Here is a 16,435-nt window from a genome sequence, read left to right on the forward strand (position 1 = left end):
AATCAGTGCTGTTTTTTATATTGAGGCTCACAAATGTTTTGCCACTAGTGATAATGGTGACCATGTGGGAGATGGAATAAATTCACTACCTTGCATTGTTGTCAATTGTTGTTCATTAAATTGCGCCATTTCTTGAATAATCGAAGCAAGGGATTGCATTGAAAGTGTGTTTTCTGTTTTGATAATTGTAACCGAGCTATTCGTCTGATTTTCTTTTGTTTTTAGAGTTAAAATAAATTGACCATCTTCTGTTCTATACTGCCAATCGTCACCCACTTGAGAAGAAATGAGTTCATCATGTTCAGATAATCCTGAAATAAAAAGTTGGCTATTTTCGCCTTCATCATAAATAGTGACTTCACCATAACGCTTGTTCACGATATAAATATTACTACCACTCCCACCACTTAAATAATCAAGACCTGATTCAGAGATCAAAAGATCATTTCCACTTCCTGCACTGAGATTATCGTTCCCCTCTCCCGCAATTAAAATATGATGTCCGTGATTAACCACAATATGATCATCGCCCTCTCCGCCATCAATCACCGAGCTACATTTATTATGATTAACGACGATATCATCACCTGCCATTAACTCGAGAATAGGCAAGTGTTCAATTGATTGATTGTGTGGTTTCTGTTGAGTCATTAAAATAGATCTTAACAAAGAGTAAGGTGAATCAAGTGAATAAGTCGATAATGCCTCTTTATTTAAGGTCAGTGATTCAGGGATCATAAGCACATCATTTCCTGCACTAATAGTAAAATTTAGATCCGTCATTGGTGTTAATAAATGTTGTTGGCTCTCTTTTGTAGGAAGTGTAAAAACAACATTATCTTTATCTATTAATCGAATAGTCACGTTTGTATCGACAATTTTATTTAATAGCGTTGGATCGAAAGATAGCGTTAAATAATCATCTGGAAGATAACGATGAGATAAAAGACCATCTTTAAATGTCAAATCAAAACCACTTATATCTGTTAAAAAGAAATGGCTCACATTATCATCAGTTAGTTTATCAATATAGTCAGACAGTAAAATATTCACTCTTTTATTCTTATTTTTTGTTAAAAATGTTTTTATTTGATAGCTGTCATTCCCCTGACTCAATTTAATGTATGAGTTAGAATCAATACCAAAATAATTATTATTTTGGTTATCCCCGTGAATACCAAGTCGTAAATTTGTTCCAGATAAGAAACCACTGTATTCAAATTCAGGCAATAATTTTATATTTCTACTCTTACTTTTAAAAGCCGTAATAATTAATTTTTCAATCTCATTAATATAAAAATCTTTAATAATGAGTTTTGATTTATTATATTGTTCTAAATAACTAAATTTGTATAATATTTTATCTTTAGTATTTTCATCCAAAGTGAGTAAAAAACCATCTTGAGTTATTAACGTATAACAATGTGAAAGCGTATTACTTACAGAATCATCATAAACATTTTTTAATTTTATAGAGTGATAAATTAATTCATTATTTTCATTTCCATCATTTACTTTTATATCAAAAATAATATCTTTTCCTTGACGAGAAATAGCAGCAATTTCATCAAAATGATAGTTTAATTGCACAATACTAGACTCGATATGACTCACTTCATTAATAATTGTTTGAAATTGAATATTATAATTTTTTTCTAAAGAAGATCTTAAAATAACATAGCTATCATTTCCCTCCCCCCCTTCAGCATAACCTTCTCGTAAAACCAGCGTATCATTTCCTCCTAATCCATATAATAAATCGGTACCGCCAGCACCCTCTAAATAATTATTCTCTTGGTTACCATAAATAATATCATCACCAGCCTCGCTACCAATTACGTTCTCAATACTGTCTAAATAGGCAATCACATTTTGATCTTGTAAGACAATATTAGGCATAGAATCAACTAATTGCTTTGAATACAAACGCCCATTCTCTTGATAAAGAAATAGCTTTGAATGAAAATTTTTACTGTTTGTTTGTTCTTCTGATTGTCTGAATTTAACATAGTTATTAGATAAACTAACCTCATATCCCGTATATTTGTTTGTTGTTTTTATAATACGAAGTGTGTCATTTCCCTCTCTGCCATAAAAACGACTCGCATAAAGTGGCGATTCAGAGGAAAACAAATTAAACATATCATTTTTTTCGCCTCCACTTAATCGTTTAGTACCATTATAAATATCAAAGGTATTTTGAGTAATTAAAGGTGCTGCAATAACATCATTACCATGATAGGTATTAAAATAGAATTTTTCATTCTCATTCCAATCTGAGAAATAATATTTTTCATACTGATTAGCTTTTATTAAACTTTCCGATAAATTTTCCACACCTAATACATTAATTATATTTTCTCTATTTGTTCTTATATTTTTTAAAAAATCGCTATCTACCATATTATCAAAAATGGGAGAATCATCATCGGAAATAATATCCATTGTATAGCGATTCAATTCATTAACATAAAAATCAACATCAAAAATCAGTGTCTCATGGGTTGCTATTGCTTCTTTAGGAAGATAATACTTATATTCTGTTTTTTCTGAGCGAAGATGATAAGAAAGTGCAGCTATTTTTTCAGCTACTTCTTGGCTGATATTTTGAGATATCCGTTGAGCAACATATTCTCCTAATGGATTTAAAATTGAATCTAATGTTTTTCCCATTAAGTTTGGTATGACTTTATAATAATAATATTCTTGGTAAACCTGTTTTTCATTTGTATAAAAATAACGGCTCTGATGATTTTGTTTTTTTATCTCATCAAGATAATTGACTGCATTTTTGTCAATCATCTCTTCTAATTGTGTTTCTGTTTCTAAATAGATGATTTCATTCTTTTTATTTGGCAGTAAATCCCCCATTAAAAAGGCATAAAAACCATTATTAAGTTCTTCTGATGGCGTAAAATTTACCTTTATCTTTGCTTCTTCAATAAGCCTTGCTGCATTATAAATCGATGTTGCAAGTGCAATAACTGCACCCGCCACAATACCAATAGGGCCTGCAATCGTTGAACCTGCAAGCATTGCAATAGAAACTCCTAGCGTAACCAACCCAGATACAACAGCAAAGGAACCATTAACAATATAATCAATTTTCCTTTTTTCATTATTTTCACCAGAAATTCGGCTAAAATTATCATAGGCATTATAAATATCAAATCCGATAGAAAGAACATTAAGTCCAATCCCTACTTTTGTACTTATCTTACTTACATATTCAAGTGGATTATGACGATATTTTAGCAATCCTTTAGCTAATGTAATTTCAATCAATTCAGAAAGACCATTGTAAGCCATCTCAGACCACATAATAGCTAAGTTATTAATGATCTCTTTTCGCTCTTTAGGCGATAACAATGGGTTATTTAGTTGTTCAGCAAGCATAAAAGTGGAATTAATTGACTGCCACATACCATAAGTAATATTAGCGTAACCAATTTTACTAATTATTTTCATATGTCGAGGAAGTGTTAATGATGCATTTCTTAATAAATTCCAATCTTTATCACTGTAGCCTTTATTTCCTAGCTTAATCATTTTAGTTAATCGTTCAGATGCAGCAAGATAGTCGATTCTATTTACATCATTAGAAAGGAGATATTTAATTTTCTCTTCTTTATTATTTAATAAATAACGAAACAAAGAGATGACTTTTTTATCCTTTTCACTACCTGATATTGATAGAAAATAATCATTAAGGTGATAAGGATCAAATGTTAATTTTAAGTCCCACTTTTCTATCTTACTGAGATCAATGTCATCGATATTTTTTCCACTTACCTTAGCACCTAAACTGACTAATAAACTTTTATCAAAAAAGAAATCATTTATTTTTATTATCTCTTTATTTTTATAATCAAAGATCTTATCTTTCACATCTAAAATATCTGACGAATTTAAATCACTTGCTTTCTTTAATGCTATTTCTGGTGATGATGATTCAAGTATCATTTTATTGCGAGTCATAAAAATGATATTTTGAAGTTTGTTTATTATTTTTTTATAGTTTTCAAATGTTGATACATTCTCTAGCAATACTCGATATAAAATACCTTTTTTGTTTTTATCAAAAAATGTAGTCAGAAGATTTTTTGAAAGTAAGCTTAATTTTTTAATTAATGTTGGATTGTCATAAATTGCATGAATAATTTCTATTGCTTGATTTGTTTTTTTTGTTAATGTCAATTTTTCTTCTGACAATGAGTCCAATGATAGCCATTGTTGATATGTCATTTCGCTCATCAAATATTGATTGAATTTTTTATTAACTAATGGATCATGTATTACTTGTGTTAATTTTTTTTCTATATCATTTTCATCTGAAGTTTTAAAAAAAGAAGATAGCTCATATAGATATTTTCTGCATGCGGTACTTATTGAAATATCATTACTGATAATTTTTTGACTAAGTTCCTTTAATATTTCCCTATGCTGTTCAGCACTAAGGTGATCGACTTTATTAACAATAGTTCCAATTTGATAAATATTAAGATTGTAATGATTTAGTTTAATATAATCTAGAACATCAGATATTGTTATTTTATCTGAATAATCAAAAATAACCGTTTTAATATCTTTATTATAACCTAATTTAAATTCTTCATTATCTCGATAGTTAGGATACAGGTTAGAAAGTAATTGATAGATCTCTTTAGTGTGATTTTTATTTTCAATACTGATTTTTTCTTCTATTGAAATAGATATAAAATCATCAAACTCCGCCTCAGATATAATTACATTGTTTGATACCACACTGGCAAGTAAAGGTTTATCGATATACTGTCTCTCAATAAGTGGCTTAACAATAATGTTGTCTATTAAAAGAGAAACCTTATTATCAATAATCTGGTAGATCGGCATATTTAATCGTTGAGCAATACCCTCAATAAAAAAATCACCCGATTGATAACTCAATAACTTTTCTTTTTTAGCAAAAACAATCGTTTTTTCATTAAAAAATTGATTTTCTAAAATAATATTATGTAATTTTTCAACATCATTTTTTTGTCTAATAAAATCTTGCTGAAAAAAACTATCATCTTCATTTCCTGTTGCAATAATTCTTATTTTATTTTTTAAACAATAATCAAGAAAATCGCTTATTTCTGGTTTATCATTTAAGTAAATACTTAAACCCTCACTTTTAACACCATTATAAAAATAAATTATTATATCATCTTGATAGTAAGCATCTATACTATCTATAATAATGTTATCAATATTCCTCCCATTAAATAAATTCTTATCATCAAATAAGAAATTAAAGTTATCTTTATTATCGTCAAATAATAAATAACTACAATCTATTTTATTTCTATTTTGATTTAATGATTTATCAAAAAGAATATGAATATTTTCTTCATTAACATAAAAATTGTTTGGATGATAACCATAATTCCTCTCACGATAATTATTATTAAAATAGGCTTCTAACTGATTTATTTCATGGGCGATCATTCTATTTGAAAATTGATTATTTCTAAAGTAATCAAAGTATAAGTCACTATAAGTGCTTAAATTATTACCTTTTTTAACATCTATTTCAATTTCAATTAAATCAAGCAGTTTATTTATATCTTCATTATCTCTATATTTTGATAGTTTTTGATAGTTCTCTTTTAAATGTAGTTTATTATTATCCTCTATCAGAAATGTGTTTTTTAATTCAGGGATATCAATGTGTTCAATTATCTCAATTAAATATTGGTAGTTATTTTTAAATTCAATAATGTAATCGTACCCCTCAATGCCAGCATTTCTATTTTTATCCAATAATAAATAGGGACTCTCTATAATTTGATTATAAATAAAATTACTAACACCATGAGAACCATCATTAATTTCATTCACCATTAATTGATAAAGCTTTGCAGCCACTAAACTATTTTTTTCAGCAAGTGTAATTAATTTTTCTTTTCCATAACTCAATCTATCGTAAAACAATTTATCTTCTAACTTATTTTTAACCTTATTTAAAACCCCAATAAGTGAGACATTCTTATTATAATTAAATAAATTTATTTTATTAATTAGAGAAAAACTAGCCGTTAATTTATCAAAATAGATATTTCCATTTAATATATCTATTAAAGAAACGATTTCTTTTAATTCTTTTGATTTATTTCCTTTAACTAAATAGCTATTTATTTCAATTAAATTCCTGTAATAAATATCATTAAATTCAACATATCCATTTCTTTTTTTGATCTCTTGGAAATTATTGAATTCGACCACGTCAATATAAATACTATTATCATCATTTTTATTCAAAATAATCTTACTTGCCTGATTATTTCCAAGAATATCATCAATATGATGCTTAACTAAGTAAATACCCTCATCAACATATGAATTTTTTACAACAACTTCTATTAAAACATTCTCTTTTTTAAGCTCGAGAATAAGATCTCGCTGTTCACTATAATGAATAACACGTCCTGTAACACCCTCGCTAAAAGGTAATGAAAAGCCTATTTTCTTTATACTTTCAGCAATGCCTTTATTGATATCAACATCATCATTATTCCACACACTTCTATAATTTAATGAATCTGTTTTTTTATACTCATCAAAAGTAATATATTTTTTACCTTCTATTTCATGAGCTCCATAAAAATCCATTTTGCTTGCCAATACTTCTTTTATAGGCAAAGGATCAGAAAACTCAAATAACTCACTATTTGAATCAAATAATGTAAACTTGTAATTGTTTTCAGAATATTTTTTATATGCAATGGCTATAGCATGATCTTTGAATGCAATAATGGCATAATAATCATTATATCCCTGTATAATTCGATCTATATGATGACTGACTTCTTCTTGACTAAAACCAAGTTGATGAATATTTGATTTCCCCAACCCTTTCTTATTTAATACTTCATCATATTGAGCCGACTTTAACGAATCAAAAACAAAATATTGAACTTTATTACATAACCTTTCCATTTGAAAATGTTGAGCAAAAATAATATTTTTTACTTCTTTCATCAAATTTAATACTTCATACTCTTGTATATTATTAAATAAAATAGAGTCTAATTTATTTAGTATAATTCCCTTTTCATTTTGATAAGAAGAAATATTTTCTTTTAGCCAAAATAAATATTTATGCCCCCCTTCTAATCCACTATTTCTAATCTCTAATAAATAACTCAAACTCAAGCCATAGCATAATCCAGCAAGTGATTGGACATGACTAAAATCATAATTAGTTTCTGTTGAAGCAATAAGATTAACTCGGCTCATTATTTTCTCAAGCGGCTTAAGTAGATCCTCATATTGTGAAAATCGCTTTTCTACATTATTTTTTATCTTAGTCGTAAACCAGCCAGTACCCAATTTATAAATTAGATACTCTCCATTTTCAGGTATCTGGCTATATTTAGATTTCGCAATCGTAAATGCCTCTTCTATATCATCAATATAGATATGTAATACTTTCTCGGTTTTTTCTATCTTATCCCATATAATAAAAATATTTTTATAGGGGTAGCTTTCATTAAGCTCAATCGAAAAACGTGAGTCAATATCTATCTGTTTTTTTATTTTTATATCACTAATAATTTCATTTATTATATCGTTATTACTTACATTCCAATCTTCATTTAAGTTAAAGTAATTAGAATACTCTTTTTTATTATAATTGCGATAATATAAAAAATCGTCATTATTATTTCTTTTAATTGTATTTTCTATACTATTAATCAAATCATCTTTACTGTAAAAAAAAACGGATTCACCTTCAAAATCAATTATTTTAAATATATTATTTTCATTATCTATTTCTAAAATAAAAATTTTGTTCTCCAATTCCACATAATAGGTTCCCGAAGAATGCTGAAAAAGAAGAGTCTTCATACGTTCTTTTTTTATTTTAATCGGCTCTCTAGCTGTTAATTTAACACTATTTAAAAATAGATTTTCTATACTTAAATTGATTTTTACTCTGACAAAATCAATACTTTTAGTAAATTCATTCTTATTATAGAGTGAAAAATTATTTTCTATTCTTCTAAGAAATTCATTTGCTTCATACTCATTTTTAGAAATAAGGATCGAGGTGTAATTTTCAGTTAATACCCTTTTTACGGATTCAAATTTACAGAATAATTCTGCGCTATGCTCTTTTATATGATTTTCTATTATTAATGCAATTCTATTTATATCATCTTTAAAAATCAACTTTCTGAATCCAATCATATTTCATTCCTTTTTATTGAATAGATATATCCCTCTAAAAAAAATATATAATTCAAATTCTCTTTTTTAAATCCTTATTTTCCTATTTTTAAAATTTCATTCATAAAAAAAGCCCAACATAATGTTGGGCTTTTTTTATGATAAATAATTAATTAAATTAGAAATTAATTATTTCAAAATTATTAATTTTTATTTAGGCGCACGTTCTAATAAAAACTCACGTAACTGCGCAAAATCAGCAGGTAAGAAGTGCGAAAGCAATTCTTTATCTGCACGCTCGGCTAGCTCCTTAGGTAATGGCAACTCCCCACCTAAAATACGCTCTACACTCTCTTTAAATTTCGCGGGATGAGCTGTCCCCAAGAACAGACCATATTCGCCCTCTTTCAGCTCATCACGCAGTAAACGGTAAGCAACCGCGGCATGAGGCTCTGAAATATAGCCTTTCTTCGCGAGTTCACGCACCGTTTCTTCTGTTGTTTCATCACTCACTGAACCATGAGCAAGATCAGAAAGATCCCAACCTTTACGACGATACAATTCTTCAATACGTGGCCAGTTATTAGGTTGGCTAACATCCATCGCATTAGAAAGCGTCGCCACAGTGCGATGAGGTTCCCATTTACCATTATCTAAATAGCGAGGAACGGTATCATTTACGTTTGTTGCCGCAATAAAGCGTTTTACAGGTAATCCCAGAGATTTAGCGAGTAAACCCGCCGTTAGATCACCAAAGTTACCACTTGGTACTGAAATCACTAGCTGCTCATGTTTTTCCGCAGGGATTTGAGCAACGGCCTCAAAATAATAACAAATTTGAGCAAGCAAACGACTGATATTAATGGAGTTCGCTGAGTTCAAATACATTGTTTTCTTTAAGAACTCATCATCAAAAGCCTGTTTCACTAATGACTGGCAAGCATCAAAATCATCTTTAATTGCAACAGTGTGAATGTTTTCACCTAATGTACAGAACAGTTTTTCCTGTAAAGGGCTAATTTTGCCTTCAGGATAAAGAATAACAACTTGTACATTTTCTAATTTGTAGAAAGCATGAGCTACAGCAGCGCCTGTATCACCTGATGTTGCTGTTAAAATAGTAACAGGTTGGTTGCCAGCAACTTCTGACAACATTTGCGCCATAAAACGACCACCAAAGTCTTTAAATGCCAGTGTCGGGCCGTGGAAAAGCTCTAAACAACTTACATCATCTTCAACTTGGGTTACCGGTGCAGGAAATGCAAATGCGGTGCTAATACGTTTTTCTAATACATCAGCAGGAAGTTCATCACCAATAAAGGCTGTTAAAATACGGCTACTACGTGTTGCAAAATCAAGTGCTAATAATTCATCAATTTCAGCTTTAGAAAACGAAGGTAAGTCTTGTGGAAAAAAGAGCCCTTGTTGTTTACCCAAACCTTGTTTTACTGCTTGAGCAAAACTGACTTGCTCTTGATTATCTTTCAAATTATATAATTTCATGACTTATCCTATCTGTCTTGCGCCACGCGTATCTATACGGCAGATATGTACAAAGCCTTCACTGTTTTGTACATAGTTTTGTTTCAGCCATTCGGCCATCTCTTGTGCGATTTCTAATGAATCACTAATCGTAAAAATGGTAGGGCCTGAGCCGGAAATACCACAAGCTAATGCACCTTTCTTCTGCGAAGCCTCTCTGGCTTTTTCAAACCCCGGAAGAAGTTGGGTACGATAAGGCTCTGCAATCACATCTTGCATCAAATTAGCGGCTAGTCCTGATTGCTGAGTATGGCAAGCATGAATAAAACCCGATAAATAACGACCGTGGTTAATGATGTCTGCTTTAGAGTATTGTTTTGGTAAAATCGCTCTAGCTTCTGCCGTAGAAACTTTAATTCCCGGATATGCCATAACCCAATACCAATCATCAAATGTTGGTACAGACTGACAAATAGTGCCATTTTGTTCCAAAATAAGTTGTAACCCACCTAAATAACAAGGTGCAACATTATCATAGTGCACACTACCTGAAATACGACCTTCAAGCTCCCCCATCATCAGCAGCAATTGTCTCTCACCAAAAGGCTTTTGGGCAAATTCATTAAGTGCAACCAATGCCGCAACAACAGAACAAGCACTTGATCCTAAACCAGAACCAATTGGCATATTTTTCTCAAGCGTCATTGCAACAGAAAGTTCTTTGCCTAATTTTTCACAAAATAACTGCCAACATTGATACACAATGTTTTGCTTAGGATCTGAAGGTAATTTGCTAACAAAGTGCCCTTTACTTTCAAGTGTAAATGCCGAAGCCGCTTCAACGGTGACACAATCACCCAGTAATTGCCCATCAATAGGTGAAACTGCCGCGCCAAGGACATCAAATCCGACACTCACGTTGCCGATTGATGCCGGTGCATAAACTTTAACCACGCTTAAACTCCCAATTTCCATGATAAGGTACGTAATACATCTGCAAACACCCCAGCAGCAGTAACATCATTACCAGCACCATATCCACGTAATACCAATGGAATAGGTTGATAGTAGCGAGTGTAAAAGGCTAAAGCATTTTCACCATTTTTCACTTTAAACAGAGGATCATTTGCATCAACTGCCATTATCTTAACTTGGCATTTTCCTTCATTGATGATGCCAACATAACGTAATACCTTACCTGCTTTTTGTGCTTCTTCGACTTTTGCATCAAATTCAACATCAACTTGAGGTAAACGGTTTAAGAAGCTGGCTACATCACCTGAGCTATCAAATGAAACAGGCAGCACAGGCTCTACATCGATATCACTGAGTTCTAATTTATAACCCGCTTCACGCGCTAAAATAAGCAGTTTACGCGCAACATCCATACCAGAAAGATCATCTCGAGGATCAGGCTCTGTAAAACCTTTATCTTTTGCTGAAAGAGTCGCTTCAGATAAGCTTTTACCTTCATCTAGTTGACCAAAAATGTATGACAAGGAGCCTGAAAGAATACCATTAAATTGAACTAACTCATCGCCCGCATTGAGCAAGTTTTGTAAGTTTTCAATAACCGGTAAACCTGCGCCAACGTTAGTGTCATACAAGAACTTACGGCGTGAAGCTTCCGCTGCTTGTCGAATTTGGTAGTAATAGTCCATCGACAGCGTATTCGCTTTTTTGTTTGGTGTAACCACGTTAAAGCCATTTTGTAAGAAATTTGCGTATTGTCGCGCAATTTCTTCGTTTGATGTGCAATCAACGATCACTGGATTTAAGAAGTGGTACTCTTTTTCTAAACGAATAAGCTGACTAAAGCTAAAAGGCTCTTTGGCTTCTTTAAGTTCTTGTTGCCAATTATCTAAATCAATACCTTGCATATCTGTCAGCATGGCTCTTGAGTTAGCAATACCACATACACGAAGATCGATATGCTTATTTTTCAACCATGCTTGCTGGCGATGGATTTGTTCAATTAATGCGTTGCCAACACCACCAACACCGACAATAAAGACTTCAACAATTTGATTAGTGTTGAAAAGCATTTGATGGCATAAACGCACCGCGTTAGTTGCAGAATCATTCGCAATAACGGCAGAAATAGAGCGCTCTGAAGAGCCTTGAGCAATCGCAACGATATTGATATTGCCACGGGTTAAAGCAGAGAAGAAACGCGCTGAGATCCCTTTTAAAGTACGCATACCATCACCTACAACGGAGATGATAGCGACGTTTTCCATGATATCTAATGGATCAAGTACACCGTCTTTTAATTCTAAATAAAATTCATCTGATAAGGCTTTTTGCGCTCTAATAAGTTCTTTTTGCGGTACACAAAAGCTGATGCTGTATTCAGAAGAAGATTGTGTAATCAGAACAACAGAAATACCCGCTCTTGACATAACAGAGAACACTCGAGCGGCCATCCCCACCATACCTTTCATACCAGGGCCTGATACGTTGATCATCGCCATATTATTAAGGTTGGTGATCCCTTTAACTGGTGTACTATCATCTTTTTGACCATCACCAATTAATGTACCTGGCGCATCTGGGTTGCCTGTGTTTTTTATTAAACAAGGAATTTGGAATTGGGCGATTGGAGCAATAGTGCGAGGATGAAGTACTTTAGCGCCGAAGTAAGAGAGTTCCATCGCTTCTTGATAAGACATGCCTTTTAACAGACGTGCATCAGGAACTAAACGAGGATCACAAGTATAAACACCGTCAACATCAGTCCAAATTTCACAACACTCTGCACGTAAGCAAGCGGCTAACACAGCAGCAGAGTAGTCTGAACCATTACGACCTAATACCACGAGTTCATTCTTTTCATTACCCGCAGTAAAACCTGCCATTAAAATCATATCGTCTTTTGCGATATTGAGTTCTAAGATGCGGCGAGTAGACTCAGGAATATCAACTGTTGATTCTAAATAATGACCTTGTGCGAGTAAATTTTTGACCGGATCGATCACAGTGACATTATAGCCACGAGCCTGCAAAACGGATCCCATTATAGCGATAGAGAGCTTTTCACCACGACAAATCATCGCTGCATTGATGCTATCAGGACATTGGCCTAATAAAGAGATCCCATGAAGAATATGTTTGATCTCTGCAAATTCACGCTCAACTTTATCTTTTAAGCGCTCATAGTCAAAACCAGGTTGTTTTTCTCTTAAACCTTGTAATAAGTTGGCAAAAATTTGCTCGGCTTCTCGTACTTGAGTGAGAGGATCTTCGCCTTCTGCCGTTTTTTCAATCATTGCAACCAAGTAGTTAGTTATCTTGGCTGGTGCTGATAATACAAGAGCGACTTGTCCTTGCTCTCTTTTTTTCTCAGCGATATCAGCAACATTCAGCACACGCTCTGCGTTGGCAACTGAAGTTCCCCCAAATTTTAACACTCGCATACAGCTCTCCTGATTTTTCACCCAAAAAAAAACCCGCATTTCTCAATGCGGGCTTTTTCGATTTTCGTTTTTTATATGCGACAGCCCGCCCCGCAATATAAGATTCCGGTGGTGGTGGTAATAATTGTCATTTTAGCTGGGCTGTAAATACGCATAACTATCCTGTCTGTCTCAAATTTAGTTTGACTATATACTGGTTAAAGCAAAGCGAGAGAGATGTCAAATTTTTTCTTTTTTTGCACCAAAAAATAAACTCAACTTAAATAAAATTTATTCGATCCTTACTCCTATTGTAGTATAGATATTGCTATCACAAAGGGATAAACAAAGAAAATAAAGCTACTATTTTAGAGTTATTTGGGGATTTGTACTTTTATTAGGAATAAGGTATTTTATGCTACTTTAAATTGTGTAACAAAACTGGAAAAAAAATAAACCCCCACTATATTTAACATATATTTTTCTTTTACATTACATAAATCAAATTATATAGTTAACTATTGAAATCAAGGTTAAGCTGTTATCTTGATTTTGATATGTGTCAACAAAAGTTAGCTTTTTAGATGGTATTTAATACAACTGGTGTTATATTGCTGTTAATAGACTATGGGCGTTTTGCATTCTGATTTTAGCGTTCATTGTCGATTAAAATTGCAAGTTTTGTAATAACGTGATGGTTATTTATCGAATTTCAATCTGGGTCTAGTTTTTACGTGCTAATAACAAAAATGAATAACCACACAAGCGCACACAGAAGTTAAACACAGATTTCCTTTTTCTATTTTTGGTAATTTTAGGTAGCAAATATGCAAACCCCGCACATTCTGATTGTTGAAGACGAAGTTGTTACTCGTAATACCCTGAAAAGCATATTCGAAGCTGAAGGGTATATCGTACACGAAGCCACTGATGGCAACGAAATGCACAATGTTCTATCTGATCATGATATTAATCTGGTCATTATGGACATTAACCTTCCTGGTAAAAACGGGCTGTTACTTGCTCGTGAATTACGTGAACAGGCAAGTGTTGCATTAATGTTCCTGACCGGTCGTGATAATGAAGTTGATAAAATCTTAGGCCTAGAAATTGGTGCCGATGATTACATTACTAAACCATTTAACCCTCGTGAATTAACGATTCGTGCACGTAACTTACTGTCACGTACCATGAATTTAGTTAATGGCACAGAAGAACGCCGTTTAGTGGAAAGCTATAAATTCAATGGTTGGGAGCTTGATATTAACAGTCGCTCACTAATCAGCCCTGCTGGTGAACAATATAAATTACCACGCAGTGAATTTCGTGCGATGCTACATTTCTGCGAGAATCCAGGAAAAATCCAAACTCGTGCAGAATTACTGAAGAAAATGACAGGCCGTGAACTGAAACCTCATGATCGTACGGTTGACGTAACTATCCGTCGTATTCGTAAGCATTTTGAGTCAACACCAGATACACCAGAAATCATTGCAACAATTCATGGTGAAGGTTATCGCTTCTGTGGTGATTTAGACGAGTGATTTTGATTCTATCTCAAACACTTTCTTAACAAAAACCCCCGAATTACCATTCGGGGGTTTCTTTTATCTAAAGAAGGATTAATAAAATCACAAATAGTGAAAATTGATCTCAGCAACTATTTTGATAAAAAATATAACTTCTTTTTTAAAAAAATTTTAAACCTTATTCGTATTAATTTTATTAACCATTAATTTCTCTAGTAAATAAAAATCACTCTTTCCACGGCATAATAGGTACTGCACTAATCGCATTTTTTGGCGAACCATCAATGACTTTATCTGAGTAAGTCAGATAAACTAAAGCATGGCGCTGTTTATCGTAAAAACGTACAACTTGAAGCTTTTTAAATACTAATGATGTTCTTTTCTGGAAAACAACATCACCATTATTTTTCCCTTTAATAACCTTTTCGCTTAGTTCAATAGGCCCTACTTGCTGGCAAGAGATAGCCGCATCAGCAGTATCTTCAGCAAGACCTAAACTCCCTGAAATGCCCCCAGTTTTTGCTCGGCTTAAATAACATGTGACATTTTTAACTTCAGGATCATCAAATGCTTCAATCACAATTTTATGGTTAGCGCCAAAAAACTTAAATACCGTATCCACGTAGCCAATTTCTTCTGCTTTTGCCATCAAAGAAAAAGGGAGTAATATAGATATTGCTAGCATCTTTTTGAAATTTAACATATTTACCTAGTTCCATTGAAAAGATGAGAAAATAGTTTTGTCTAGAATAAAACAATCTATTACTAACTGATAGAAGAATTTGTGTACATTAGTCGATGAAAAAGACTATATTTTACGATTGTCTAACAATATAACTTGTTATAGATGTTCAGGCTCTTTACCATCTACTTCTACTGCAATAAACAAACGAATATGACTAAGGGAGATGTATGGATCAAACCAACATCATACGTGATTTGCTCGCTTGGCTTGATAATAACCTAGACAAGCCATTATCCCTCGATAATGTCGCAACCAAAGCGGGTTACTCCAAGTGGCATCTACAACGCATGTTTAAAGAAGTTACAGGACAAGCGATTGGTTCTTATATTCGTTCAAGGCGTCTATCTCGTGCAGCCGTTGCATTACGTTTAACGAGCCGCCCTATTTTAGACATTGCTTTGCAATATCGTTTTGATTCTCAACAGACTTTTACCCGCGCTTTTAAAAAGCAATTTGATAGAACACCCGCACTTTATCGTCGTACTGATGAATGGTGTGCGGTAGGAATTTGTCCACCAATTACCTTAGATCCTCAAAATTTACCTAAATGGGAATTTGTAACGCTATCTGAGAAGAAATTAATTGGTATTGAGCAAACTTGTAGCCACACCCTTGAGCAATGGGCTGAAGCCTGCTCTAACATGCGCCAAACCTTCTGGCGTTACTACATGAGCAAGATAAGCGCTGTCCCTCATCAAGTTTATGGGCTTCACCACGCACAACATAGCGATGAGCATGAAGACGAACAACGTGTGCTTTACACAACTGCCGTTGAGCCAGATTATGCAACGTTTATCGATGATGATGCAGCAAATGAAGTCTCTCTTGCTGGCGGTGATTACATTCGCTTTGATTTTGAAGGTGAGGCAAAACGTGGTGCAATGCAGGAATTTTTATTCCTAATTTATGGTGTCTGCTTACCTAATATGGGATTAACGCGCCGTAAAGGCTATGACGTTGAAAAATACTATCTTAAAAATGTGAGTTACAGCAATGAGATGGTGACTGAGCCACAAGATCATATCGAACGTTTTGAATATTACATTCCAATTAAACGCGAAGATGTAACCGCATAAGAAAAAGCTCTCTTT

Annotated in this window: 7 protein-coding genes and 1 other annotated feature; of the genes, 2 read left to right on the top strand and 5 right to left on the bottom strand. The window is 32.8% G+C overall.

What is annotated here, in order from left to right; all coding sequences use genetic code 11:
• Positions 1 to 27: 27 nt before the first annotated feature.
• The 4 genes from JEP36_RS05155 to thrA form a co-directional block, all read right to left on the bottom strand.
• A complete protein-coding gene (locus tag JEP36_RS05155) occupies positions 28 to 8,214 on the bottom strand; it encodes a calcium-binding protein (RefSeq protein ID WP_198629935.1) in 8,187 nt (2,728 codons plus the stop codon).
• Positions 8,215 to 8,403: 189 nt separating this feature from the next.
• Positions 8,404 to 9,696: a threonine synthase gene (gene thrC, locus JEP36_RS05160; RefSeq protein WP_198629936.1), complete on the bottom strand. Its 1,293-nt coding sequence runs from the start codon at positions 9,694 to 9,696 to the stop codon at positions 8,404 to 8,406.
• 3 nt (positions 9,697 to 9,699) lie between these two features.
• Complete coding sequence (thrB, locus tag JEP36_RS05165) at positions 9,700 to 10,650, bottom strand: homoserine kinase (protein WP_198619304.1); 951 nt, start codon at positions 10,648 to 10,650, stop codon at positions 9,700 to 9,702.
• Positions 10,632 to 13,091 carry a bifunctional aspartate kinase/homoserine dehydrogenase I gene (thrA, locus tag JEP36_RS05170; RefSeq protein WP_198619303.1) on the bottom strand — a complete coding sequence of 820 codons (2,460 nt, stop codon included), beginning with the start codon at positions 13,089 to 13,091 and terminating at the stop codon, positions 10,632 to 10,634. The genes thrB and thrA overlap by 19 nt, the downstream gene beginning before the upstream one ends.
• Before the next feature lie 22 nt (positions 13,092 to 13,113).
• Positions 13,114 to 13,234, bottom strand: a sequence feature (Thr leader region).
• Between the two features lie 663 nt (positions 13,235 to 13,897).
• Here thrA and arcA point away from each other — a divergent pair.
• Positions 13,898 to 14,614: a two-component system response regulator ArcA gene (gene arcA / locus JEP36_RS05175; RefSeq protein WP_006535263.1), complete on the top strand. Its 717-nt coding sequence runs from the start codon at positions 13,898 to 13,900 to the stop codon at positions 14,612 to 14,614.
• Positions 14,615 to 14,825: 211 nt separating this feature from the next.
• Here arcA and creA read toward each other — a convergent pair whose 3' ends face one another.
• A complete protein-coding gene (creA, locus tag JEP36_RS05180; protein ID WP_198619446.1) occupies positions 14,826 to 15,284 on the bottom strand; it encodes a protein CreA in 459 nt (152 codons plus the stop codon).
• Between the two features lie 227 nt (positions 15,285 to 15,511).
• On the opposite strand from creA, the gene robA reads away from it, so the two are divergent.
• A complete protein-coding gene (gene robA, locus JEP36_RS05185) occupies positions 15,512 to 16,420 on the top strand; it encodes an MDR efflux pump AcrAB transcriptional activator RobA (RefSeq protein ID WP_198619302.1) in 909 nt (302 codons plus the stop codon).
• Positions 16,421 to 16,435 lie beyond the last annotated feature (15 nt).

Origin of the sequence: Proteus sp. PR00208, assembly GCF_016238545.1 — a bacterium.
Classification (GTDB): Bacteria; Pseudomonadota; Gammaproteobacteria; order Enterobacterales; family Enterobacteriaceae; genus Proteus.